At 71.0% G+C, this 22,517-nt stretch carries 21 protein-coding genes; 7 read left to right on the forward strand and 14 right to left on the reverse strand.

From position 1 onward, the window contains the following. Window positions 1–125 precede the first annotated feature (125 nt). On the reverse strand, window positions 126–1,292 hold the full coding sequence (locus J4573_RS32690; protein WP_208259775.1) for an erythromycin esterase family protein: 1,167 nt from the start codon (window positions 1,290–1,292) through the stop codon (window positions 126–128). 90 nt (window positions 1,293–1,382) lie between these two features. On the opposite strand from J4573_RS32690, the gene J4573_RS32695 reads away from it, so the two are divergent. Further along, window positions 1,383–2,111, forward strand: a complete 729-nt coding sequence (locus J4573_RS32695) for a TioE family transcriptional regulator (protein WP_208259776.1) — start codon at window positions 1,383–1,385, stop codon at window positions 2,109–2,111. Here J4573_RS32695 and J4573_RS32700 read toward each other — a convergent pair. Together J4573_RS32700 and J4573_RS32705 are read right to left on the reverse strand one after the other, a co-directional pair. Continuing rightward, on the reverse strand, window positions 2,062–2,532 hold the full coding sequence (locus J4573_RS32700) for an SRPBCC family protein (RefSeq protein WP_208259777.1): 471 nt from the start codon (window positions 2,530–2,532) through the stop codon (window positions 2,062–2,064). The two genes, J4573_RS32695 and J4573_RS32700, sit on opposite strands and share 50 nt — an antisense overlap. Window positions 2,533–2,683: 151 nt before the next feature. Further along, complete coding sequence (locus J4573_RS32705; RefSeq protein ID WP_208259778.1) at window positions 2,684–3,841, reverse strand: S8 family peptidase; 1,158 nt, start codon at window positions 3,839–3,841, stop codon at window positions 2,684–2,686. Window positions 3,842–3,949: 108 nt separating this feature from the next. On the opposite strand from J4573_RS32705, the gene lnt reads away from it, so the two are divergent. After that, entirely contained in the window at window positions 3,950–5,494 is a 1,545-nt protein-coding gene (gene lnt, locus J4573_RS32710; protein WP_208259779.1) for an apolipoprotein N-acyltransferase, read from the forward strand. Between the two features lie 483 nt (window positions 5,495–5,977). Next, window positions 5,978–6,472, forward strand: a complete 495-nt coding sequence (locus J4573_RS32715; protein WP_208259780.1) for a DUF3145 domain-containing protein — start codon at window positions 5,978–5,980, stop codon at window positions 6,470–6,472. A gap of 354 nt (window positions 6,473–6,826) precedes the next feature. Here the strand turns inward: J4573_RS32715 and fabF are convergent, their stop codons facing one another. The 10 genes from fabF to J4573_RS32765 form a co-directional block, all read right to left on the reverse strand. Next, on the reverse strand, window positions 6,827–8,116 hold the full coding sequence (gene fabF / locus J4573_RS32720) for a beta-ketoacyl-ACP synthase II (RefSeq protein WP_208259781.1): 1,290 nt from the start codon (window positions 8,114–8,116) through the stop codon (window positions 6,827–6,829). Between the two features lie 151 nt (window positions 8,117–8,267). Further along, complete coding sequence (locus J4573_RS32725; RefSeq protein WP_208259782.1) at window positions 8,268–8,519, reverse strand: acyl carrier protein; 252 nt, start codon at window positions 8,517–8,519, stop codon at window positions 8,268–8,270. Window positions 8,520–8,572: 53 nt separating this feature from the next. Then, entirely contained in the window at window positions 8,573–9,556 is a 984-nt protein-coding gene (locus tag J4573_RS32730) for a beta-ketoacyl-ACP synthase III (RefSeq protein ID WP_208259783.1), read from the reverse strand. Beyond that, complete coding sequence (locus J4573_RS32735) at window positions 9,553–10,515, reverse strand: ACP S-malonyltransferase (protein WP_208259784.1); 963 nt, start codon at window positions 10,513–10,515, stop codon at window positions 9,553–9,555. The genes J4573_RS32730 and J4573_RS32735 overlap by 4 nt, the downstream gene beginning before the upstream one ends. Window positions 10,516–10,689: 174 nt before the next feature. Next, window positions 10,690–11,871 carry a PucR family transcriptional regulator gene (locus J4573_RS32740; protein ID WP_208259785.1) on the reverse strand — a complete coding sequence of 394 codons (1,182 nt, stop codon included), beginning with the start codon at window positions 11,869–11,871 and terminating at the stop codon, window positions 10,690–10,692. Between the two features lie 198 nt (window positions 11,872–12,069). Continuing rightward, window positions 12,070–13,035, reverse strand: coding sequence for an alpha/beta hydrolase (locus J4573_RS32745; protein WP_208259786.1), 966 nt, complete (start codon window positions 13,033–13,035; stop codon window positions 12,070–12,072). Window positions 13,036–13,211: 176 nt separating this feature from the next. After that, on the reverse strand, window positions 13,212–14,552 hold the full coding sequence (locus J4573_RS32750; RefSeq protein WP_208259787.1) for an acyltransferase family protein: 1,341 nt from the start codon (window positions 14,550–14,552) through the stop codon (window positions 13,212–13,214). Then, window positions 14,545–15,513, reverse strand: coding sequence for an alpha/beta hydrolase (locus tag J4573_RS32755; protein WP_208259788.1), 969 nt, complete (start codon window positions 15,511–15,513; stop codon window positions 14,545–14,547). Before J4573_RS32755 ends, J4573_RS32750 begins: the two co-directional genes overlap by 8 nt. A gap of 150 nt (window positions 15,514–15,663) precedes the next feature. Continuing rightward, window positions 15,664–16,326, reverse strand: a complete 663-nt coding sequence (locus tag J4573_RS32760) for a response regulator (RefSeq protein ID WP_208259789.1) — start codon at window positions 16,324–16,326, stop codon at window positions 15,664–15,666. After that, complete coding sequence (locus J4573_RS32765) at window positions 16,323–17,714, reverse strand: sensor histidine kinase (protein WP_243773905.1); 1,392 nt, start codon at window positions 17,712–17,714, stop codon at window positions 16,323–16,325. Before J4573_RS32765 ends, J4573_RS32760 begins: the two co-directional genes overlap by 4 nt. Before the next feature lie 83 nt (window positions 17,715–17,797). On the opposite strand from J4573_RS32765, the gene J4573_RS32770 reads away from it, so the two are divergent. Next, window positions 17,798–18,829, forward strand: coding sequence for a PHP domain-containing protein (locus J4573_RS32770; protein ID WP_208259790.1), 1,032 nt, complete (start codon window positions 17,798–17,800; stop codon window positions 18,827–18,829). A gap of 105 nt (window positions 18,830–18,934) precedes the next feature. Next, complete coding sequence (locus tag J4573_RS32775; RefSeq protein WP_208259791.1) at window positions 18,935–19,891, forward strand: alpha/beta fold hydrolase; 957 nt, start codon at window positions 18,935–18,937, stop codon at window positions 19,889–19,891. 12 nt (window positions 19,892–19,903) lie between these two features. On the opposite strand, the gene J4573_RS32780 is transcribed toward J4573_RS32775, so the two are convergent. Then, window positions 19,904–21,241, reverse strand: a complete 1,338-nt coding sequence (locus J4573_RS32780) for a protease-associated domain-containing protein (RefSeq protein ID WP_208259792.1) — start codon at window positions 21,239–21,241, stop codon at window positions 19,904–19,906. Window positions 21,242–21,293: 52 nt separating this feature from the next. Between J4573_RS32780 and J4573_RS32785 the strand changes: the two genes are divergently transcribed. Continuing rightward, complete coding sequence (locus J4573_RS32785) at window positions 21,294–21,998, forward strand: helix-turn-helix transcriptional regulator (protein WP_208259793.1); 705 nt, start codon at window positions 21,294–21,296, stop codon at window positions 21,996–21,998. 73 nt (window positions 21,999–22,071) lie between these two features. Continuing rightward, window positions 22,072–22,473 (forward strand): VOC family protein, encoded by a 402-nt coding sequence (locus J4573_RS32790; RefSeq protein WP_208259794.1) that lies wholly within the window; start codon window positions 22,072–22,074, stop codon window positions 22,471–22,473. Window positions 22,474–22,517: the final 44 nt, after the last annotated feature.

Here is a 22,517-nt window from a genome sequence, read left to right on the forward strand (position 1 = left end):
GGGCCTTGCAACGTGACCCCTGAGCGGCGATGGAGCTTGCGATGGTCGTTTGCGTGTTTCGGTGCGGGGTTGGACGGGGCGGCTGGGGCCGATCCCGTTTTTGGGCTTGTCGGGTTCAGGGGCTGTTAGCCGAGGGGGGTTAGGTTGACGGCCTCTTTGAGGAAGAGGACGGCGTCGATGGTGGTGATGTGGGTCGGGTCTAGGGGGAAGTAGGCGAAGTCGTTGGAAACGCGTGGGGTCGGGGTGGGGACGGCCTCGGCTAGGTGGCGGGCGTTGATTAGGGAGTGGTCCCAGGGGAGCTTGGAAAGGGCGCCTTCGAGGGTTTCTGGGGGTGGGGTGTCGTTGGCAATGGTGCCGAAGGCTGAGGCTATGAAGGCGTAGCGGTCGCCTAGGTGGGTTTCGGTGATGGCGCCGGCGCTCCACCAGTCGATGCGGTGGTCGCCGAACGACATGACGCTCTTGTGGCGCTGCAGGTGGAGGTTGCTGGCGAAGACGAGCGTGGGGTTTTCGGCAGCGATGGCTCGGAGGTTGGCGGCCATCATGGTGTCGCGTAGGGCGGATAGGCGGCCCCAACGTTCTGGGGTGTCCTCGGCCATGTAGCGGTGGTAGCGGAGCAGGCCGACGGCGGTACGGGCGTAGAGGTGTGCTCGTTCTCGGGTCTGGGCGTCTAGGCGGGGTGTCTGAGTGTCGAGGAGTGCGACCATGTCGTCGGCGATCAGGCGGAGGCGCTGGGCGTTGGGGGACTGGCCGATCGATTTGGACGCGTCCATGGCCGTGGCCTCGTTCGACCAGGGGTCGTCCGGGCCCAGGAGGGCGTCGAGGGTTTCCCGGGCGCAGGGGAGCGGGCCCTCTAGGAGGTCGTAGAGGCCGGTGAGCGCTTGGCGCGGGCTTGCGGCCCAGTATTCGAGCGGGCCGTCGAATCCGTGGAAGCGGAGCTTCTCGTCGTGCTGCCGGTTGTACGCGTGCATCCAGCGCACCAGCTCGCGGTTGGCGGGTGAGGTGCCGAAGCTGTGGCTGAAGCCGCGTTCCATGACGTCGTCGAGCGTGCCTTCGCCTGTCGCCAGGTAGTCATCGACGATGAGGCCCATGAGGCAGTCGCTCTCGATGGCGAACGAGCGGTAGCCCTCGTGCTCGACCAGGTGCCGGAAGAGCTCGTTGCGTACTTCGCCGAGTTCGCCTACGAAGTGCCGGGCCTCGCCCAGGCCGAGGAGGCTGGGCTTGGCGGGAAGCGACTGGAGGAACGCCGAGATGGCCGCGCCATCGAGTGGCCGGGCTGTGTTCTTGAGGTCCATTCCTTCAACGGTATCGTTGAACCTTCGGTGGAAACTTTGGCGCGGATATGGCGAGTTGACAGGGGCTGAGCTTCAAACGATGGTGCATTCGTGAGGCCGGTCGATCTGGCGCGTGAGCATGGGCTGTCCACTCAGGCGATCCGGAACTATGAGGACGCGGGGATCCTGCCTGCGGCCGAACGCACCGAGCATGGCTATCGCACTTACAGGGCGTTGCATGCGCAGGCTTTGCGCGCGTTCCTCGCGCTGGTGCCCGGGCACGGTCACCAGACGGCGACGTCGATCATGCAGGCGGTCAATCGAGGGGCCGCGGAGGAGGCGTTGCGGGTCATCGATGAGAGTCATGGGCAGCTGCTCGATGACCGTCGTGTGCTGCAGGCCGTTGAGGCTGCGCTTGTGGATCTGGCGCCGGTGCCGTCCGTGCCGTCCGTGCCGTCCGTGCCGTCCGTGCCGTCCGTGCCGGAGGAACGTGGTGAGGTGTTCATCGGGCCGCTGGCCAGGCGGCTCGGGCTGCGTCCCGCCACGTTGCGCAAGTGGGAGAACGCCGGGCTCGTTCGGCCGCGTCGTGATCCGCAGACGGGTTACCGGGTCTACAGCGCGGCCGACGTACGGGACGTTCGGCTGGCTCATCAGCTGAGGCGGGGCGGCTATCTGCTGGAGCAGATCGCTCCGCTGATCGATCAGGTTCGGAACGCGGGAGGGATCGCTCCGCTGGAGTCGACCTTGCGTGATTGGCAGGGGCGGCTGTCGGCTCGGGGGCGCGCGATGCTCACGGGCGCTGCTGAGCTGGACGAGTATCTGCGGCTCTGCGATAGGTGATGGTCAGGTCGTCTTCCCAGTTCGTTCCGTCGTGCGACAGCTGGCTTTGGCCCTCGATGGTGTCGCCGTTCTGGCTCAGCTTGCCGGTGAAGCGCTGGTGGAAAGGACCCACGTCGCCCCAGAACCGCCACTGGCGTTCGTTGATGCTGACGGCCAGCACCCGGTGTACGCCGCGTACATCGAAATAGTGCATCGACAAGCGGCCGTCGGTGACGCCGGTGATCGCGATCGCGTCCGGGATCTCCGGATGGTCGTACCGCGAACGTTGGATCAGGAACGTGCGGCCCTCAAGCCACTCGAACGTCACCTGCCCCTTGATGAACGCCCCGGGAAGCCCCACGTGCGTCGCCTCGATCTCCCACGCGCCGATCAAGCGCTCCGCGGCCTTGAGCTCGGGCGGTTGGGGTTGGCTGTCTGACATCGTCCGGTCCTCCATCCGGGAGCCTGACCGCGCAGCGAAGGGGCCGAGCGCGGGCGGTGCTGAACGTGAACGCGAACGTCCAGCGATCTAACCCGTTCAGCTAACCAGGCTCGGGATCTTCGCTCCACCTGTCCTCTGGACGCCCCTCACCTCAGAGGATGATCACGCCCAGGTCGGGGAGCGTGGGGGAGGAGTGCGGGTCCAGGACCTGGTCGGCGGCTTCTACTGCGGAGAGGTCCTGTGAAGCGGCCAAAGCGGCTATCCGCCCGGCTACCGCGGGAGTGGCGAAGGATGTGCCGCTCCAGGTGGCGTAGCCGTTGAACGCGTCCGGATCCAGCCCGTTCACCCGAGGTTTGGGGCCGTCGAAGCGAACGTACGCGCTGGGAACGGAAACCCCTGGCGCGCAAGCGTCCACCCACCACCCGTAGTTGGAGAACCAAGCGCGATCGCCGCTGTCCAGAGCCGCCACCGCGATGACCGCCTTGAGCGCCGCAGGAAAGAAAGGACGGTCCGACCCCGAGTTCCCCGCGCAAGCGACGACCACCGTACGACGCCCCAGAGCAGAGATGGCCCGGGACATCACGGGCGAAGGCCGGTCGTCGAACGTGTAGCAGCCGATGGAGAGGTTGACGATGTCGGCGCCGCCCTGGTGCTTGAGCCACGACAGGGCGCGGATGACGTCGACCTCGTCGCCCACACCGTCGCCGCCGATGACGCGGCGGGCGAGGATGCGGGCGGTGGGGCAGTGCTGGAGGAGGACCCCGGCGATGAACGTGCCGTGGCCGGCCTGGGCGTCGAGTTCGAAGTCGAGGTCGGCGTCCAGGACCTCGGCGACCTCCTCGCGCTGCTCCATGTACCAGTCGGTGCCCTCGTACCAAGGATGAGGCGACAGGCCGGTGTCCAGGACGGCGATGGAGACGTCGCGGTGGGCGGTGGCTTCGGGGGCGGGGATAGGGGCCGAGGGGCGCGGAAGGTCGGCGGGGCCGGACCACCACATGGGCTGGCCGTGCACGATGTGGTTGGGGGAGACGCTCAGGCGGCGGTGACGTCCTTCGCCCGCGAGGGTCGCGGAGAGTTCGCAGACGTCGACCTTGGCGGGGGCGCGCAGCCGCAGGCGGGTGACGCCGTGCTCATCGTGCCGCGAGTCGTACCAGCGGCGAACCAGTTCCTCGGCGGCCGACGCGTCGTGGTCGGCGACGAGGATCTGGTCGCGGCGGATGAGCGCGGGGCGGCCGGGGAGGGCTTCCACGATCTGGGCGTCGCGGTGGCGTGCCAGGAGCCGTTCCAGCCGTACTTCTTGGTCGAACATCGACACCAGCCTTAACCGTATGTGACTGAGGGTGACTGCATCATGCCGCATCGTGTCCGCGTTGAAACGGGGTGGCGGGCGGCGTGGCGCGGGTGCGTTACTGGAGTTGTGATCGGACGCCTCGCGCTTCCCCGGTCGGTACGGCTGCCGTGGGAGCGCGTCGGGAGCCTGGCGGCCGGTGTGATGCCGCTGCTGGCGTTCCCGCGCGCCGATTTCGGGTGGCTGGCGTGGGTGGTGCTGGTGCCCGGGATGCTGCTGATGCTGAACGCGCGGGACGTGCGCGAGGCCGCACTGCGCGGGTGGTGGTTCGGCGCCGGGTTCCTGCTCGCGGCGCTGTACTGGACGTTGCCCGACATCGGCCCCGGGCTGCCGCTGCTGGCGATCGTGTTCGGCGTGCCGTGGGCGGCGTGGGGCGCGGCGGTGCGGTGGCTGATGCCGGAGCGGCCGCTGGCGGCCCTGGTCGTTCTGCCGAACGGGTGGCTGGCGATCGAGCTGATCCGTTCCTGGCCACGCCTGGGCGGGCCGTGGGCGCTGCTCGGCGCGACGCAGTGGCGGTACCCGGCGGTGCTGAGCCTCGCGTCGGTGGGCGGCGTATGGCTGATCTCAGTCGCGATCGTCGCGGTCAACACCCTCGTCGTGCTGTTCATCGTCCGGCGCCGGGTCTGGCCGGTCGCCGCAGCGGCCGCGATCCTCCTGGCCGGCCCCCTGACGTACACGCTGACCCCCGCGCCCCCCGCTCCCACGTCCGCGACGCCCGGGCTGACGGGTGGGGGTGGGGGCGGGGATGGGCGGATGTTGCGGGTGGCGTTGGTTCAGCCGGGGATTGTGCATGACCCGGCGGAACGGCTCGCGGCCAGTGAAGGGATCACTGCCGGTCTGCCTGCCGTGGATCTGGTCGTGTGGGGTGAGAGCAGCGTTGGGTACGACCTGGATCGGCGCACCGACATCGTGGACCGCCTGACCGCCCTCAACTCGCGCGGTGACCTGCTGGTGAACGAGGACGCTCGGGACGCCAGGGGGCGCATCTCCAAGAGCTCGATCCTGGTCGGGCGGAACGGCCCACGCGACCGGTACGTGAAGACGCGGCTGGTGCCGTTCGGCGAGTACATCCCGTTCCGTTCGAGCATCGGCTGGCTCAGCCGGATCAGCGCGGCGGCGAGTGAGGACCGGGTGCCCGGGACCGGCCCTGAGGTCATGTCGGCGGGAGGTACGACGATCGGGCCGCTGATCTGCTTCGAGTCGACGTTCCCCGACCTCGCCCGTACGGTCGTGAACCGTGGCGCGCAGGTCATCGTCTACCAGTCGTCGACGTCCTCGTTCCAGGACAGCTGGGCTCCGCGGCAGCACGCGGCGCTCGGCGCCGTTCGCGCCGCCGAGACCGGACGGCCCGTCGTTCAGGCGGCGCTCACCGGAGTCTCGGCCGCTTACGATTCACGTGGCCGACGCCTCACGCACCTCGATACCGACGGCCGTGGTGCGACCTTGGTCACGTTGCGATTGCCGAACGCCTCGTCCCGCACGCTGTACGACCGCTGGGGCAACTACGTTCCCTGCCTTGCGCTCGCCGTCACCTTCGGTGCCGCAGCCGCCGCCGCGTACACCCTCCGCCGCGGCTCACGCGCCACCGGTGCCCGGCGCGACCGCCCCCTGTGAGATCCACGCAGCCCCCCGCCCGACCGCTGGTTCGCCGCCTCTGCGTGCCCTGCGCGCGCTCGTCGTCCCGGCGTTTGCGGGCGGGAGTGTTTTCGCAGGTGAACGGAGGGCCCGGCAGGGCAGGGACAGGTGTCCCTGGTAGGCGGGACGCGTCTGTCCTTACTGTCAGTATTGCGACGGCCACCTGACCACCGCTCGCAGCCACCGCGGATGGGGGTTTCCGCGAGAAGTGCGAGCGGGGTCGTCGCTTTTTCTGCGTTCACCACCGGTCCGATGCGGACCTCCGCGAGCGGGCGTGCGAGCTCAGCCGTCGCCCGGACGCGATGTTGGACCGCGCGAGGCGCGCGGTCAAGCGTTCGGCAAACAATGGTCGTGCGGTGGTGTGTCCGGTTCCGATGATGCACAATGAGGGACGCGGACGCCGTCTTGGGACGTACGAGGCCGTAGGGGAAGACGAGCCTCAGTACAGATCCAGGAGGTCCGGTGACCGCACGTGGCGTTTTTTACGTCCACTCCGCGCCACCTGCGCTGAGCCCGCATGTCGAGTGGGCCGCCGCAGGTGTTGTTGGCGTGCCCGTTTCCCTTGAATGGGCTGATCAACCCGCAGCGCCCGGGACGCTGCGCGCTGAGCTCCATTGGGAGGCGGCGCCGGGAACGGCCGCCGGCATCACCTCGGCGTTGCGCAACTGGAAGTTGCTGAGGTTCGAGGTCACCGAGGACCCGACCCCCGGCTCCGATGGCGTGCGCTATAGCTTCACGCCCTCGCTGGGCGTCTTCACCGGCGTCATCGGAGCCAGCGGCGACATCATGGTCCCCGAGGACCGCCTCCGCTCGGTGATGGCGAACGCCGCCGTGGGCAAGACGACCCTTGAGCACGAGCTGGACCGTTTGCTCGGCACCCCATGGGACAACGAGCTTGAGCCCTTCCGCCGCGCCGGAGACGGAGCCCCCGTCCGCTGGCTTCACGCTGCTGTTTAATCCTTTTCCGGCCTCGGGGCCCTCGCCTGGCGGCTCGGGGCCCTCGCTGGCGCCTCGGGACCCGAACCGCAAAAGCGGCGGGCGCGGCATCGCTTCGCGATCTGAGCGGGGAGCCTCGCCTTCGGCGTTGGCTCCCCGCTCAGGTAACGCGCCCGCGTGCGGGTCGGCGTTGATGGGCGGAGAAAAGAAAGTGGCAGGCGCGTTAGGAACGCGTATTGGTGGGGAAGCTTGGGGCGTCCGGGGGGACAGAGAACGGCCCGGCAGCCGGTGGGGCTGCCGGGCCGTCTCTTGTGCGGCGTAGGTGCGCTTCTGAGCGCTAGATGCGGTCCTGAGCGCTCGCTGCGCGACTGAAGCCTAGAGCGCTCGCTGGAAGGCGACGGAGACGTTGTGGCCGCCGAAGCCGAACGAGTTGTTGAGCGCGGCGAGGGGGCCGTCGGGGAGCTTGCGGGGCTCGCCGCGGACGATGTCGAGGTCGACCTCGTCGTCGAGGTCCTCGAGGTTGGCGGTGGGGGGGATCAGGCCGTCCCGCAGCGCCAGGATGGTGAAGACCGACTCCAGGGCCCCGGCGCCGCCGAGGAGGTGGCCCGTCATCGACTTGGTGGCGGTGACGATCACCTTGGCGCAGACGTCTTCGCCGAGCGCGGCCTTCATGGAGGCGAGCTCGGCGACGTCGCCGGCCGGGGTCGAGGTCGCGTGCGCGTTGATGTGCGCGATGTCCTCGGGCTTCAGGCCCGCGTTGTCCAGGGCGCGGCGCATGGCCTTGGCCTGGCCGGCGCCGGACGGGTCGGGCAGCACGATGTCATAGGCGTCGCCGGAGTAGCCGCAGCCGGCGGCGATGCCGTGGATGCGGGCGCCGCGGGCGCGCGCGTGCTCCTCCGACTCCAGGATCATGACGGCCGAGCCCTCGCCGAGGACGAAGCCGTCACGGTTCTTGTCGTACGGGCGGGACGCGCGCTCGGGCTCGTCGTTGCGCGTGGACATCGCGCGCATGGCGCCGAACGAGGCCATCTGCAGCGGGTGGATGCAGGCCTCGGTGCCGCCGCAGATCACCACGTCGGCGCGGCCGGTGCGGATCATGTCGATGGCGTAGCCGACGGCCTCGGCGGACGAGGCGCAGGCGCTGACCAGCGCGTGCGAGCCGGCCATCGCGCCGTACTCGATGCCGACGTGGCCGGACGAGCCGTTCGGCATCAGCATCGGGACGGTGAACGGTGAGACGCGGGTCCAGCCCTTGTCGCGCCACACGTCGTAGCTGTTGAGGGCGGTGTGCAGGCCGCCGATGCCGCTGGAGACGACGACGCCGAGCCGGTCGCCGTCCACCTCGAAGCCCTCGGCGTCCTCCTCGTAGCCCTTCTTGGTGCGCGCCTTGAAACCGGCGCTGCCCCAGGCCTCCTTGGCCGCGATCAGCGCGATCGCCTGGCTGCGGTCCAACCGGCGCAGCGCCTGCTTCGGCATGACCTCGGAAGGGTCGACCGCGAGCTGCGCGGCGAACTGAACCGGGAGTTCCTCGACGTTCTCCCACTCAAGGGTCCGCACTCCGGATTTCCCGGCGAGCAACGCGGCCCAGGTCGACGGCAGGTCGCCGCCGAGCGGGGTCGTTGCACCAAGGCCGGTGACGACGACTTTGGTGGTGCTGGTGCTCATAGCGAGTACTCCTCAAGAAGACTGGGGGATGGAACGCGACGCGCCGCCCGATGCCGGGGGCCCAGTGGAATGGAAGTAGCGGATCCGTACGACGCTGGACGGATCCGTACGACGGTGTACGGGGCCGCGACGGCGCGTCGCGCCGGCGACCTTAGGCCTGCAGGTTCTGGACGAAGTTGATGACGTCCTTGACCGTCTTGAGGTTGCGAAGCTCGTCGTCGGGGATCTCGACGCCGAACTTGTCCTGCGCGGCCACCGCGATCTCTACCATCGACAGCGAGTCGATGTCGAGGTCGTCGATGAAGTTCTTCTCCGGCGTCACCTCGGCCTTGTCGATGCCGACGATCTCGTCGATGATCTCGGCGAGGCCGTCCAGGATCTGCTGCTCGGTGGCTTCTGCCATGTTGGTGCTTCTCCTCCTTGGTTGGTCCAGAGCACTGTGCGCAGGACGGATGCCTACGGGATCTGGATGACTTGGGCAGCGTAGGCCAGTCCGGCACCGAACCCGATGAGCAGGGCCGGGGCTCCGGACTGGACGTCGCCGCGTTCGATCATGTGGGCCAGCGCCAATGGGATGGACGCGGCCATGGTGTTTCCCGAGGTGACGATGTCGTCCGCCACCACGGCGTTGGTAGCGCCCACCTTGCGGGCGATCGAGTCGATGATGCGCAGGTTCGCCTGGTGCGGCACGATGGCGGCCAGCTGCTCGGGGGCGATCCCGGCGCGTTCGCAGGCCTCCAGCGCGACCGGGGCGATCGCGGTGGTCGCCCACCGGAACACCGCCTGGCCCTCCTGGGTGATGAACGAGGACCGGTCGGCGATGGAGATCATGTGGGAGCTGTCGCCGGCGCTGCCCCACACGACCGGGCCGATGCCGGGCTCGTCGCTGCCGGTCACCACCGCGGCGCCGGCGCCGTCGGCGAAGATGATGCAGGTCGAACGGTCGGTCCAGTCGATCCACTGCGAGGTCTTCTCGGCGCCGATCACCAGCACGTTGCGGGCGCCGCCGCCGCGTACCGCCGCGCTGGCGGTGGCGAGGGCGTAGCAGAAGCCCGAGCAGGCGGCGTTCAGGTCGAACGCGCCGGGGGCGTTGATGCCGAGCCGGTAGGCGGTGGGCGCGGACACGTTCGGCATCGGCACGTCGTGCGAGGCGGTCGCGACGATGACCAGGTCGATGTCCTCGGGGGCCAGGCCGCTGGCGGCCAGGGCCTTCCCGCCGGCGTGCACCGACATGTCCACGAGGGTCTCGTCGGGCTCGGCGATGCGCCGTTCCCGGATGCCGACGCGGGTGCGGATCCACTCGTCGTTGGTGTCGACGGTCTTGGCCAGGTCGTCGTTGGTGACGACCTTGGCGGGCTGGTAGTCGCCGAGCGCCAGGATGCGGGCACCCGCGGTGACGTTCGGTACGCGCAGAGGCGTCCTCTGGCTGGAAGAGGTCATGATGAATGCGCCTCGATCAGGTCACGGGCCTTGTCGAGGTCCTCGGGGGTCTTCAGGGCGAGCAGCTCGACGCCGGTGTCCTTCAGCTCGCGCTTGGCGAGCCCGATCAGGGTGCCGGCCGGGGGCAGCTCGATGATGGCGGTGACGCCCAGCTCGCGGATGGTCTGCATGCAGGCGTCCCAGCGCACGGGCGAGCTGACCTGCTCGACCAGGCGGGCGACGTAGTCGGCGCCGTCGGCGACGACCGCGCCGTCGCGGTTGGACAACAGCGTGATCGCCGGGTCGTTCACGGGGGCTCCGGCGGCGACGCGCCGGAGGGTGTCGACGGCGGGGGCCATGTGCTCGGTGTGGAACGCGCCGGCGACCGACAGCTTGCGCAGCCGCGCCTTGGCCGGGGGCTCCTCGTCGAACGCGGCGAGCTGCTCCAGCGTCCCGGCGGCCACGATCTGGCCGGCGCCGTTGACGTTGGCGGGGGTGAGGCCGTGCTTGTCGATCGCGGCCAGGACCTCCTCGGGCTCGCCGCCGAGCACGGCGCTCATGCCGGTCTCGGTGATCGCGGCGGCCTCGGCCATCGCCTTGCCCCGCTCGCGGACCAGGACCATCGCCGACTCGGGGGACAGCACGCCCGCCATCGCGGCCGCGGCCAGCTCGCCGACGCTGTGCCCGGCGGCCGCGTCGGGGCGGCGGCCGGCGCCGCCGTATCGTCGCTCGCTCCTCAACTCCGTAGACTCCGGATACAGGGCCTCGTAGGCCGCCAGGGCGGCGGAGACCAGCAGCGGCTGGGCGACGGCGGTGTCTCGGATCTCCTCGGCGTCGGCGGTCGTCCCGTAGCGCACCAGGTCCAGGCCGGTGACCGCGGACCACCAGGCAAGGCGGTCGGCGACACCGGGAACCTCAAGCCATGGCTGCAGGAATCCGGGGGTCTGGGCGCCCTGGCCGGGCGATGCGAGCAGAATCACAGAGCCCAGCCTGCCGTCTGCCGGTCTATGGTGCCGATGCGGAACAGCACGAACTTTCGTCGCAGGGGTTTGTACGACACCTACAAGGGCCCTAATCGGGACAATACGCGATGGGCCTCTCGGCGGGCTGAAGCCGAGCTTGAACGACGCCCCGCGCGAGGCGGTCGCCGAGGGTCAGACCCGGGCCGGGCGGGCGCCGAATCGTCCCAGTACAAGGGCGATCCGGAGGGTGAAGGCGTTGCGGCCGTCGGTCGGGGACAGGCCCGTCAGCTCGGCGACCCGGCGGAGCCGGTAGCGCACGGTGTTGGGGTGCACGAACAGGAGCCGGGCCGTGGCCTCCAGCGACGACCCCTGTTCCAAATAGGTGGTCAAGGTATCGAGAAGTGGTGCGCCGGCCGCGCACATCGGCTCGAACACCTGGTCGACCAGGTAGCGCCGGGCGTCGGCGTCGCCGTCCAGGGCCCGTTCGGGCAGCAGCTCGGACGCCAGCACGGGCCGGGGCGCGTCCGGCCAGCCCGCGGCGGCCTTGAGGCCCGCGAGGGCGGCCTGGGCCGACACGGTCGAGTCGTAGAGATCGTCCACGGGCGGCCCGATGACGACCGGGCCGGGCCCGAGCTTGGCGGCGATCGGCCGGGCCGCCTCCAGCTGGTCCTCGGCGCCGCCCACGATCACGATCACCCGGTGGCCCTGGACCCCGGCCAGCACGTCCACCCGCGCGCGGCGGGCGGCCAGCTGCATCTGGTCGATGGTGACCTCGGGCTCCTCGTCCTCGGGCGTCATCCCGGCGATCACCACGACCGGCTTGGACGTCCACCCGAGGGCGGCCGCCCACGAGTGCATGCCGTCGTCCACCTCGCCGCGCAGCACGGCGTTCACGACCAGCGCCTCCAGGCGCGCGTCCCAGGCGGCGCGGGTCTCGGCGGCCTGCGCGTAGACCTGGGCGGCGCCGAACGCCACGTCCCGGGTGTAGCGCAGGATCGCCTCCCGCAGCTGGGCCTCGCCGCCGGGCGCGGCCAGCTCGTCCAGCCGGGTCTCCACCACGTCGATGATCACCCGGACCATGTCGATGGTGTGCTTCAGCTTGATCGAACGCAGCAGCTCGCGCGGGGCGGTCCCGAAGACCTCCCCGGCGATGGCGGGACGGCTCTCCTCCGCGCTCTTGAACCATTCGACGAACGCGGCGATGCCGGCCTGCGCGACCAGGCCGATCCAGGAGCGCTGGTCGGCGGGCATCCGCCGGAACCAGGGGAGCTGCTCCTCCATGCTGGCCAGAGCCGCCGTCCCGAACGTCCCCATGGCCTTCTCAAGGCGCTCGGTGGTCTTCTCGCGGATGGCGGCCTCGCTCGTGGTGTCCACCCTCCAAGAGTGCCATCTCGCCCGTCATGTCCCGTACCAGCCGCCTCGACGAGCGCTGTCCGGCCCGGCCAGACATCGCTCACCCAGACTCGCCTGCCCCGGTGCCCTGGGGCAGGCTGATGCGTTCGGGGCCGGCTGATGCGTTCGGGGTCGCCGGGGCGGGCCGGGCGCCCGATCGCCGCCCGCCGGCCGGGCGGGTCAGGCCTGGGGTGAGGGGGTCACCTGGGAGGGGCGGCCGAGCGCGATGTAGGTGAGATTGCGCAGCGAACGCGAGCCGGGAGTGAAGTAGTCGCTGTGCCCGCCGGGCCCCGCGTCGAAGATCCGCGCGCCGAACGACGGGGAGACCGGATCCGGCCCGAGGCCCAGGCCGAAGATCCGTACGTGCGGCACGTCCTCCATCCAGTCGGTCGCGCCGCGGCCCGCCCACACGCGGGTGTCGCCGAGCCGGGCGGCCGACCAGGCGGTCGTGCCCGGGCTGCCGAACAGGGCGATGTCGGTGACCTGCTTCCAGGCGTCCCCGCCGGGGCCGTGGCCCTCCAGCGCGGCGCGGCCGCAGACGACCGAGCCGTAGCTGTGGCAGAGCAGGCCGACCTTGGCGTCCTGGTTGACCCGGTGGAGCCCGACCAGGAACTTGCGCAGCTCCACGGCACCCTCGCCGGCGCGCTCGTCGGTGAGGACGTCGCTGCTGAACGTCTTGGGCGCCGCGTAGCCGAGCCAGGCGACGACGGCCAGGTCGTCGTGCGCGCCGGACTTGCGGGCCTGGTCGTAGACCGCGCGGGCCGCGCCGCCGGGGGCGGCCCAGGTCTTGCCGGCCTTGTGGTCGAAGTCGGTGATCGTGGTGTCGGCGCCCGGCACGAGCACCGCCACCCGGCGGGCCCGGGTCAGGTCGCCCACGACCTCGATGGCCCGTCCCCGCCCGCGCGGATCAAAATACAGAAACCGCCTCCCCGGCTGCTGGAGGGCCTCCAGGGCCCGCACCCGAGGCTGGTCGCCCACGTTGCGCGCGGTCGCCAGCGCGTCCCCGATCTCGTGCTGCTCCGCCGCGTAGCGGAGGTTCAGCGTGGCGGGCGACATCGACGGCATCGGCCCCGGCTTGGCGTACGGGTCGGCGTGGCCGGTCCCGGCGGTCGTCAGCAGGACGCCTGCGATCGTCGTGACGTACAACAGCGCACGTCGAAGCCGTCGTCTGGCGCGTCGGGGGGGATGCGTACGAGGCGGCATGGTGAGTCTTTTTACCTCATTGGTGGGTGTGGTCTGGGTATCCGGGGGTAGTCCTGCGTGTTTTGAAGCTCCCTTGAGGAGCCTCTAAGTGAGATGTACGAAGCGGTCCAGGAGTTTGGTCAAGAATCTGCGGGTTGGGGCGGCTCGGTGCCTGCGTGGGTGTTTTCCGAGGCGCGTGCGGGGCGTTGGCGGGAGCGCTGACCAGAGCGCTGACCAGAGCGCTGACGAGGGCGTTCGAAACCGCGGAAGACCGCCCAGAGGACCGCCAGGGCGGCGGCGAAAACGGGGAGCCAGGCGAGCCGGTCCAGGATCCATACCGGCCTGTCCGCCACGGTGTGGAGCCCTGGCAGCGTACCGACCGACAGGGCCGCGCCGACGGTGATCGCCATCATCGCCGTCTGATGCCACAGGAAGACCGTCATGGCCGAGAGGTTGGCCAGGGCCACCCCAGCCCAGACCCGCGGGCGCCGCATCAGGCGCGCCAGAGGCCGCCTGAGCAGCAGCGCGAGACCCACCTGGGCGAGGCCGAACGCCACGGCCGCCAGGGTCGGCGGGTTGAGATTGGAGATCGCCGAACCCGGCACCCCGACCATGCTCGCCGGGTACCCCGCGTACACGATCAGCGCCGCCGCGGCCGCCGCGCCGCCCACCATGAGGCCCGCGGCGGTACGGCGTGACTCCAGTTTCCCGTTCGCCCAGGCCACGCCGAGGTAGAACGGGACCAGCCAGCCGGTCAGGACGGTCACCCAGCCCACCCAGGCCGGGCCGCCCAGCCCGAACCGGACCAGGTCGACCGCCGCCGTCACGCCGATCGGGACGGCCGCGCCCCAGACGCCGAGGCGGTTCCAGAGCCGTACGACCAGCGGCGTGAGGGCCGTGAGCGTCCCGTACACCCCGAGGAACCACAGCGGGCTCAGCACGAGCTTGACCAGCGACTGGACGGTGCCGGGGGAGTAGCCCGCCCAGAGCAGGGCGCCCACCGCCGGGACCCAGGCCAGCAGGAGGAAGGGCACGGGCCGCAGCAGCCGCCCCATCCGCCGCCGCAGCCAGGGCAGGGAGGCCTCACCCGCCCGATAGCCCTTCGCCGCCGTGTAGCCACCGACGAGGAAGAAGATCGCGAGGGTCTGGAGCACCCAGCTGATCGGCGCCAGCATCGGCATCGACGCCAGCGGGCTGCTCACGGCCAGCCGCCCGTTCCCGGTCGTCACGATCGCGGTGACCAGCCAGTGCCCGAGCACCACCCCGAGGATCGCGATCGCCCGCAGCGCGTCCACCGCCCGATCCCGCTGCGGCGGCGTCGCCGCGACGATCCGGGCCACCAGCCCCGGCCGGTGACGGGGCTCCCCGTGGCCCGGCTGACGCGGTCGCGGCGGGGTCTGGACCGGCGGGGTCCCGACGGGCGGGTTCTGGAGCGCCGGGGTCTGGACGGGCCTTGGTGTGCGCGTTCTGGTGTCAAGCATGGGTGACCTCCGAGTTCAGGCCGAGGGCGATGAGCGTGAGGTTGCGGAGCGAGGCGGAGCCGGGCTTGAGGTACTCGCTGTGGGTGCCGGAGCCGGCGGCGAAGCGCTGGGCGCCGAACGCGCGGGAGATCGGGTCCTTGCCGAAGCCGATCCCGGCGAAGCGGATCTTGGGGACGTACTGCATCCAGTCGCCGGCGGCGCGGCCCGCCCACACGTGCGCGGGCGTCTTCAGGTCGGTGACCGAGCCGCGGGTGACGCCGGGGCTGCCGAACAGGGCGATCTCGTCCACCGGGAGCCCGGTGAGGTGCGGGATCGCGCGGCCCAGGACGACCGAGCCGTAGCTGTGGCCCAGCAGCGCGATCCGGGCCTTGCCGTTCACCCGGTGCAGGTCGCCCAGGAAGCCGCGCAGGGTCGTGGCGGCGTGGTCGGCGGTGTCGTCGGACAGGACGTCGGTGCTGAGCGTGGACGGCGAGTCGTAGCCCAGCCAGGCGATCACCGCGAGCCGGGAGTTCGGCGCGGCGTGAACGGCCTGCTGGGCCAGGGCGCGGGCGCCGCCGCCCGCCCACTTCCAGGAGTCGAAGTTGGTCAGCTCGCCGTCCGCGCCGGGGACCACGACGGCGATCCGGTCGGCGCGGGCGAGGTCGCCGTGGACCTCGACGACGTGGCCGGTGCCGCGCGCGTCGAACGCCAGGAAGCGGCGGCCGGGCTGGAGGAAGGCGTTCAGTGCCTTCACGCGGCCGGAGTCCTTCAGCCGCACCGCCATGTCGCGGGCGGTCACGATGTCGGCGTGGACCGCGTCGTAGCGGGCCTGGAGGGAGCCGGGCGAGGCGAGCGCGGCGGCGGTGGTGGCGGCGGCCGGAGCCGCGTACGGCTCGGGACGGCTCGCCCCCGCGGCCGTCAGGGTGGCCGCGGAGCAGAGAGCGGTGGTGGCGGCGATCCGACGCAGTCGCTGGCGGCGCAATTTCGGTGTCCTTCCTGCTCAGCGGGTGTTTCCCACTGATCAGAAAGGTAGAAATCGCGGCCTGTAACAGGCATCGGCCTGGGGATCACACTTGCCCGTAGGACCCCGGTATGACGAGGTCTACCGGGGGCCGATGCGGGCCGGCCGCGGTCAGTCCCCGGGGCGTACGAGGCCCACGTCGTAGGCGTAGACGATCGCCTGCGGGCGGTCGCGCAGGCCGAGCTTCATCAGGATGCGGCCGAAGTGGGTCTTCACGGTCTGCTCGGCGACCACCAGTTCGGCCGCGATCTCGCCGTTCGACAGGCCCCTGGCGACCAGGGCCAGCACCTCGGTCTCGCGCTCGGTCAGGTCGTCGAGCTGCTTGCGTGACGGGCCCTTCGGGCCGCCGAGCCGCGAGAACTCCCCGATCAGCCGCTTGGTGATCGAGGGGGACAGCAGGGCGTCCCCGGCCGCGACGACCCGTACGGCGTCGGAGAGCTCGGTCGCCGAGGCGTCCTTCAGCAGGAAGCCGCTGGCTCCGGCCCGCAGCGCCTCGTAGACGTAGTCGTCCAGGTCGAAGGTGGTCAGCATCAGCACCTTCGGGACCTCGCCGTCGCCCGCCAGCAGCCGCCGGGTGGCCTCCAGCCCGTCCATGACCGGCATCCGGACGTCCATCAGCACCACGTCGGGCCGCAGCTCGGCGATCGTGCGCAGGCCCTCCGCCCCGTCCACGGCCTCGCCGACCACCTCGATGTCCGGCTGGGCGTTCAGCAGGACCCCGAAACCGGTCCGCACCATGCCCTGGTCATCGACGATCACGACCTTGATCGTCACGGCGTCCCCTTCTCGACCGGCGGCTTCTCCACGGGCAGCGTCACCCGTACCGCGTATCCGCCCTCGGGCGTAGGCCCGGCGTCCAGTTCCCCGCCCAGCATGGCAGCCCGTTCCCGCATGCCGATCAGCCCGTGCCCCCCGCCCGCGCCGTCCGGCGGGTCCACGCCGTCCGGCTCGTCCGCGCGGTCCGGTGCGTCCACACCGGGCGGGGGAGCGGGCGGCGGGTCGTTGATCACCGCGATCCGTACGGCGTCGTCGGCGTAGGAGACGGCGACCGCGACCTCCGCCCCCGGCGCGTGGCGCATGGCGTTGCTCAGGCCCTCCTGAACGATCCGGTAGATCGTCAGGCCGTAGCCCGGCGGCACCCGGCCGCGCTCGCCCTTCTCCTCGAACGTCACGGTCAGCCCGGCCTGGCGGGCCCCGGAGACCAGCTCGTCGAGGCGGTCCAGGCTCGGCTGCGGGGCGGTCTCGGCGCCGTCCTCCGAACGCAGCACGCCCAGGATCCGGCGCAGCTCGTTGAGGGCGTCCAGCGCGGTGCCGCGGATCTCGGCGAGGTCCTTGCGGGTCTCCTCGGGCACGTCGTCGACCTTGTACGGGGCGGCCTCCGCCTGGATCGCGATCATCGACATGTGATGGGCGACCACGTCGTGCAGCTCGCGGGCGATGCGCTGGCGTTCGGTCAGCACGGCCTCGGCGTCGCGGTGGCGCCGCTCCTGCTCGGCGAGCTCGCGCCGGGTGGACTCCTCGCGTTCCAGCAGGTCGCGCCGGGCCGTCTCGCGCTGCCGTACGACGAACCCGACCAGGAGCGGCAGCAGGATCAGCGCGCCCGCGCCCGCCCCGGACCGCGGCGACAGCGCGATGGCGCCGCCGATCGAGATCAGGGCGACCCCGACCGTGATGTCGCGCGAGCAGCGCACGGCCACCGAATAGAGGATCATGACCGCCGCGACGGCCGCGCCCGGCAGGTAGGGGGTGGTCATCCACCGGTGCACCTCGGGTGTGCCGAGCGCGATGGCCAGGGCGATGATCCGCCAGGCGGCCAGCGGATGGCGCTGCCGCAGGGCCAGCGGCACGGCGGCGCCGAGCGCGATCAGGAAGAACAGGAAGGCCTGGCCGGGGCTGCCGGTGTGCGGGCCCATCCGCTTGGACTCGTTCTGCAGCACCGCGAACGAGCCGAACAGCACCGCGGTCGCGATGCCGAGGTCGACCAGCTGCATGACGGCGCCGAAGCGCAGCCTGCCGATCCCGAGGTACCGGGTCCAGCGCAGGCCCGCCGGCCACGGGCGGTCGGCGGGCGGCGGGTCCGCCCGGCCGGTCAGCGCGGCGGCGGCGACCGGCCGGACGATCATCCGGACGGTCTCGCCGAAGCCGGTGGTCTCGCTGGCCATACGCCCAGGCTAGAGCGCCCGCGCCCGCCCCGAATGCCACCGTGGTGCGACACGTCTCGTCATACCTGGGTACGGTGCGGAGCGTGGAGCCCGTCGAAGCGTTGCGCCGGATCGCCTTCCTGCTGGAGCGCGCGCACGAGCCGACCTACCGGGTGCGCGCCTTCCGCAAGGCCGCCGACCTCGTGGCGGAGACGCCACCGGACGAGCTGGCGGCCCGCGCGGCCGCCGGGACGCTGACCGACCTCGCCGGGATCGGCAAGGTCACGGCGCTGGTCATCGAGGAGGCCCTGCGCGGTGAGACCCCGGTCTACCTGCGGCGGATGGAGGCGACCGAGGGCGAGCCGGTGGACGAGGCCGCCGCGGCGCTGCGTTCGGCGCTCAAGGGCGACCTGCACACCCACAGCGACTGGTCCGACGGCGGCTCGCCGATCCGGGAGATGGCCGAGGCGGCGCGCGGCATCGGCCACGAGTACCTCGCGCTGACCGACCACTCGCCGCGGCTGAAGGTGGCCAACGGGCTGTCGGCCGACCGGCTCCGGCGGCAGCTGGACGTGGTGGCCGAGCTGAACTCCGAGCTCGCCCCGTTCCGCATCCTCACCGGCATCGAGGTCGACATCCTGGAGGACGGCACGCTGGACCAGGAGCCCGACCTCCTCGACCGGCTCGACGTGGTCGTGGCGAGCGTGCACTCCAAGCTGCGCATGGACAAGGTCGCGATGACCAAGCGGATGGTCGCGGCGATCGCGAACCCGCGGGTGAACGTCCTCGGCCACTGCACCGGCCGCATCGTCAAGGCGGGCGGGAAACGGGGCGGGCTGCGGCCGGAGTCGGAGTTCGACGCGCAGCTGGTCTTCGACGCCTGCGCGGCCTACGACGTCGCCGTGGAGATCAACTCGCGGCCGGAACGGCTCGACCCGCCCAAGCGTCTGCTGCGCCTGGCCGTCGAGGCGGGCTGCCGGTTCTCCATCGACTCCGACGCGCACGCGCCGGGCCAGCTCGACTGGCAGCCGTACGGCTGCGACCGGGCCGCGCGCTGCGGCGTCACCGCCGAGCAGATCGTCAACACCCGTTCCGCCGCCGACCTGCTCGCCTGGACGCGCGGCGACGGCGCCTGACCGTTTCATCAAGCAACCAGTGACCAAGACGGGCATTCCCGGTCACCCATATTTCATCGGGGCCGGATAGCGTCGAGATCAACCGACTCTAAGGACGGCAGTGGGATGACCGAGATCAACCACCGTTTCGTGAAGTCCACCAGCGGCCTGAACATGCACATCGCCGAGGCCGGCGAAGGCCCCCTCGTCCTCCTCCTGCACGGCTTCCCCGAGTGCTGGTACTCCTGGCGCCACCAGCTCGTCGCCCTCGCCGAGGCCGGCTACCACGCCGTGGCCCCCGACCAGCGCGGCTACGCCCGTACGGGCGGCCCCGACCAGGTCGACCAGTACACGCTGCTGCACCTGGTGGGCGACGCGATCGGCCTGATCGAGCCGCTCGGCGAGGAGGACGCCGTGGTCGTCGGCCACGACTGGGGCTCCCCGGTCGCGTGGGGCGCCGCCCAGCTGCGCCCCGACCTCATCCGCGGCGTCGCCTCCCTCTCGGTCCCGCACCGCCCCCGCGGCTCGATGCCGCCCATCCCGATCATGCGCAGGATGTTCGGGGACGGCTTCTACATGGTCTTCTTCCAGCAGCCGGACCTCCCCGAAGAGGGCTTCGAGCGCGACCTCACCGACACGTTCCGCCGCATGCTGTACGCGGCCTCCGGCGACTCGCCCGGCATCGTCCCGATCATCCCCGAGGGCGGCAGCATGGTCGACGTCTGCCCGGCCCCCGACGAGCTGCCCTCCTGGCTCACCGAAGAGGACATCGCCGCCTTCGTCCGCGAGTACGACGGCAAGGGCTTCTTCGGCCCGGTCAACTGGTACCGCAACATGGACCGCAACTGGGAGCTCACCGCAGCCTGGCACCGCGCCCCCATCCTCCCGCCCGCGCTCTACATCGTGGGCGACCGGGACATGGTGGTGGCCGCCCCCAACGCGCGCGAGGGCATCGCCAAGCTCACCGACTTCATCCCCAACCTCCAGGAGCCCATCTGGCTCCCCGGCTGCGGCCACTGGACCCAGCAGGAGCGCCCCAAGGAAGTCAACGAAGCCCTGATCTCCTTCCTCGACTCCCTCTGACACCTACCTGCGTCAGTAGGTGGGAAGGGCGAGCATGTTCGTCAGGAGGCTCGCCAGGAAGACGGTCTGCGTGTGCATGAGGTCGGGGTCGATCCTGTCCAGATGGCCGTTGGGAGCCACTTGGACCAGGTAGGCAGGGCCGCTGATGAGCGTGGCGGTGGGGATGCCTAGTCGGTAGGGGTAGGTGGCCTCGCCGTAGAGGCCGTCGTTGAACGGCTTGAGGACGGCGGTACGGGCCAGGTCGTGCTCCTTCACCTGGTCGATGACCAGGGCGGTGAGGGCGTCGCTGTTGCCGGTGCCCAGGACGGCCGGTTCGGAACGGTCTGTGGGGCCGTTCTCGGTCCAGCCCTGGGCGCCCAGGTGTTCGGGGACCAGGCAGGCGACGATGCGGTCGCGGAGGGCCGGGTTCTGCTCCAGCCACGTGCGCAGGTCCGGTGTGTGGTTGTGCGCGGTCATGTGGTTGGGCGAGAGCACGAAGAGGACGTCGCGCGGACGCGAGGCTTGGGGCAGGGCGGCGAAGTAACGGGCGAGCGCTAGGACGGCGGGTACGCCGTTCTCCTCTATGGCGTTCTGGCCGTCGGTGTGGGTGCCGACCATGACGGCGCCGGGGAGCGAGCCGTTGCCCTTCAACTCCGCGGTCAGGTAGTCGATCGTGGTGCGTTGGGTTGCCGCGGTGAGCGTCACGGTGGCCTTGGCCGGGGCTCTCATCAGGTCGCGTAGGAGACGGCCCTCGACGCGGTCCAGATGCAGGGCGGGCAGGCCGGACTGTGGCTGCTGATGCGGTGAGTACTGCAGCCGGGTGTGGTCGGGCGGGAGGTCGATGATGTCGACCATCGCGATGGCGCCGTGCTGCCGGGCCAGGTCCAGAGACAGCTGGGCGGGAACGGTCTGCCAGAGGCGCGTGTAGTCCTCGTTCCGCAGGTCCTCGGGCTGGTGAATGTAGTCGGCCAGTGGGAAGACGGCGCCGAACGGCATGCGCGGCAGGGGATAGTCCGCGACGACCACACGGCCTCGGACGTCCTTGCCCTCGTAGTCGGCGGGCTGGCCGGCGCCGACCTCGATGAGTTCGCCCCGCACGCCGTCACTGGAGGTCTGGCCTGAGTACGGGCGGTACGACGACGGGAGACGGTGCGTTCGTCCGCCCACGTCTTCGACCGTCAGGGACCACGCGCCGGCTTCCCAGGCGTTGATGGGGACGGGATGGCGGCCCACGGTCAGGCCGCAGGACCGCAGTTGCGCCTCGACCAGGTCCACATAGCGGCGATGAGCATGGCCGCCGGTGAAGCGCGGGCCCAGGTCCGACATCGCCTTTACCCAGCTCATGAGCGTGCCTGAGTCGACCAGGTCCATGGGCCGACGGTAGCGGCTCGGGAATGTCGGTGGCGGGGCGTACGGTCGCCGGGTGAACCGGACCGACCGGCTGTACGCATTGGTAGAGGAACTTCGCGCGTGCGCGCCCCGGCGGGTCAGCGCGCGGGAGCTCGCGGCGCGGTACGAGGTGAGCGTGCGCACCATCGAGCGCGACATCGGCGCGCTGCAGCAGGGCGGTGTGCCGATCTACGCCGACGTGGGCCGCGGGGGCGGCTACACGCTGGACAAGAGCCGTACGCTGCCGCCGCTGAACTTCACGCCGGCCGAGGCGGTGGCGCTGGCGATCACGCTGGGACGGGCCGAGGGCTCGCCGTTCTCCCGTTCCGCGCGGACGGCGCTGCACAAGATCGTGGCGGCGATGTCGGCGGCCGACGGCGACTCGGCGCGGGAGCTGGCCGGGCGGATCCGGTTCCTGACGCGCGAGGACTGCGAGGAGCCGGTCTCGGTGCCCGCGGTGCTGGAGGAGGCGATGTCCGCCCGGCGCGTGGTGCGGATCAGCTACGTCGACGGCGCGGGGGCCGAGACCGAACGCGACGTCGAGCCCGTCGCCTTCACCGGCGGCGAGCGGGGCTGGTACCTCATCGGCTGGTGCCGGCTGAGGGGCGGCACGCGGGTGTTCCGGATCGACCGTGTGCGCCGGGCGGGACTGCTGGAGGAGACCTCGCCCGACCACCGGTTCGAGGACATCACCGACAGCCCCGACGGGATCGTGGTGAGAGCGCTCGAGTTCGTCTGAGAAACACCGACACAGGGTTGTCGCGGCCGTCCCGGATCGTGGGTCTCACCTCAAGGAGACGAAGGAGACACCCATGTCAGGACCGGCTTTCGACAGCGTCGCGTGGTTCCAGGTGGGCACCACCGACCCCGACGCGGCACGCACGTTCTACGGGCGGCTGTTCGGCTGGTCGTTCCAGGCGGACCCGAACGTCGGCGGCGGCTACGACCTCGTCACGGCCAAGGGCTCGGAGGGTCCGTCGGGCGGCCTCGCCACCGTGGCCGACCCCGCGCAGAACCACGCCATCTTCATGGTGGTCGTGCGGGACGTGGCGACCGCGGTCAAGCAGACCGAGGAGCTGGGCGGCAAGGTCGTGGTGCCGCCCAAGACCACCGACGACGGGCTGGTGTTCGCCCACCTGCTCGACCCGGCGGGCAACGAGTTCGGCGTCTTCACGCCGCCGGCCACCGACGGGACCAAGCCTGTAGAGGCCTGATTCGCCGTGGGCCGGGGCCCTGCGGCGGGTCCCGGCCTCGCTGC

The organism is Actinomadura barringtoniae, assembly GCF_017573505.1.
In the GTDB taxonomy this organism is placed as follows: Bacteria; Actinomycetota; Actinomycetes; order Streptosporangiales; family Streptosporangiaceae; genus Spirillospora; species Spirillospora barringtoniae.

What these genes read in the sequence shown, in the direction of transcription:
- J4573_RS32790 (WP_208259794.1), top strand. Translation starts at nt 22,072, where the DNA reads ATGTCAGGACCGGCTTTCGACAGCGTCGCGTGGTTCCAGGTGGGCACC.
- J4573_RS32730 (WP_208259783.1), bottom strand. Translation starts at nt 9,556, where the DNA reads ATGACCTCTTCCAGCCAGAGGACGCCTCTGCGCGTACCGAACGTCACC.
- J4573_RS32690 (WP_208259775.1), bottom strand. Translation starts at nt 1,292, where the DNA reads ATGGACCTCAAGAACACAGCCCGGCCACTCGATGGCGCGGCCATCTCG.
- J4573_RS32750 (WP_208259787.1), bottom strand. Translation starts at nt 14,552, where the DNA reads ATGCTTGACACCAGAACGCGCACACCAAGGCCCGTCCAGACCCCGGCG.
- J4573_RS32725 (WP_208259782.1), bottom strand. Translation starts at nt 8,519, where the DNA reads ATGGCAGAAGCCACCGAGCAGCAGATCCTGGACGGCCTCGCCGAGATC.
- J4573_RS32700 (WP_208259777.1), bottom strand. Translation starts at nt 2,532, where the DNA reads ATGTCAGACAGCCAACCCCAACCGCCCGAGCTCAAGGCCGCGGAGCGC.
- J4573_RS32780 (WP_208259792.1), bottom strand. Translation starts at nt 21,241, where the DNA reads ATGGACCTGGTCGACTCAGGCACGCTCATGAGCTGGGTAAAGGCGATG.
- J4573_RS32765 (WP_243773905.1), bottom strand. Translation starts at nt 17,714, where the DNA reads ATGGCCAGCGAGACCACCGGCTTCGGCGAGACCGTCCGGATGATCGTC.
- fabF (WP_208259781.1), bottom strand. Translation starts at nt 8,116, where the DNA reads ATGAGCACCAGCACCACCAAAGTCGTCGTCACCGGCCTTGGTGCAACG.
- J4573_RS32705 (WP_208259778.1), bottom strand. Translation starts at nt 3,841, where the DNA reads ATGTTCGACCAAGAAGTACGGCTGGAACGGCTCCTGGCACGCCACCGC.
- J4573_RS32775 (WP_208259791.1), top strand. Translation starts at nt 18,935, where the DNA reads ATGACCGAGATCAACCACCGTTTCGTGAAGTCCACCAGCGGCCTGAAC.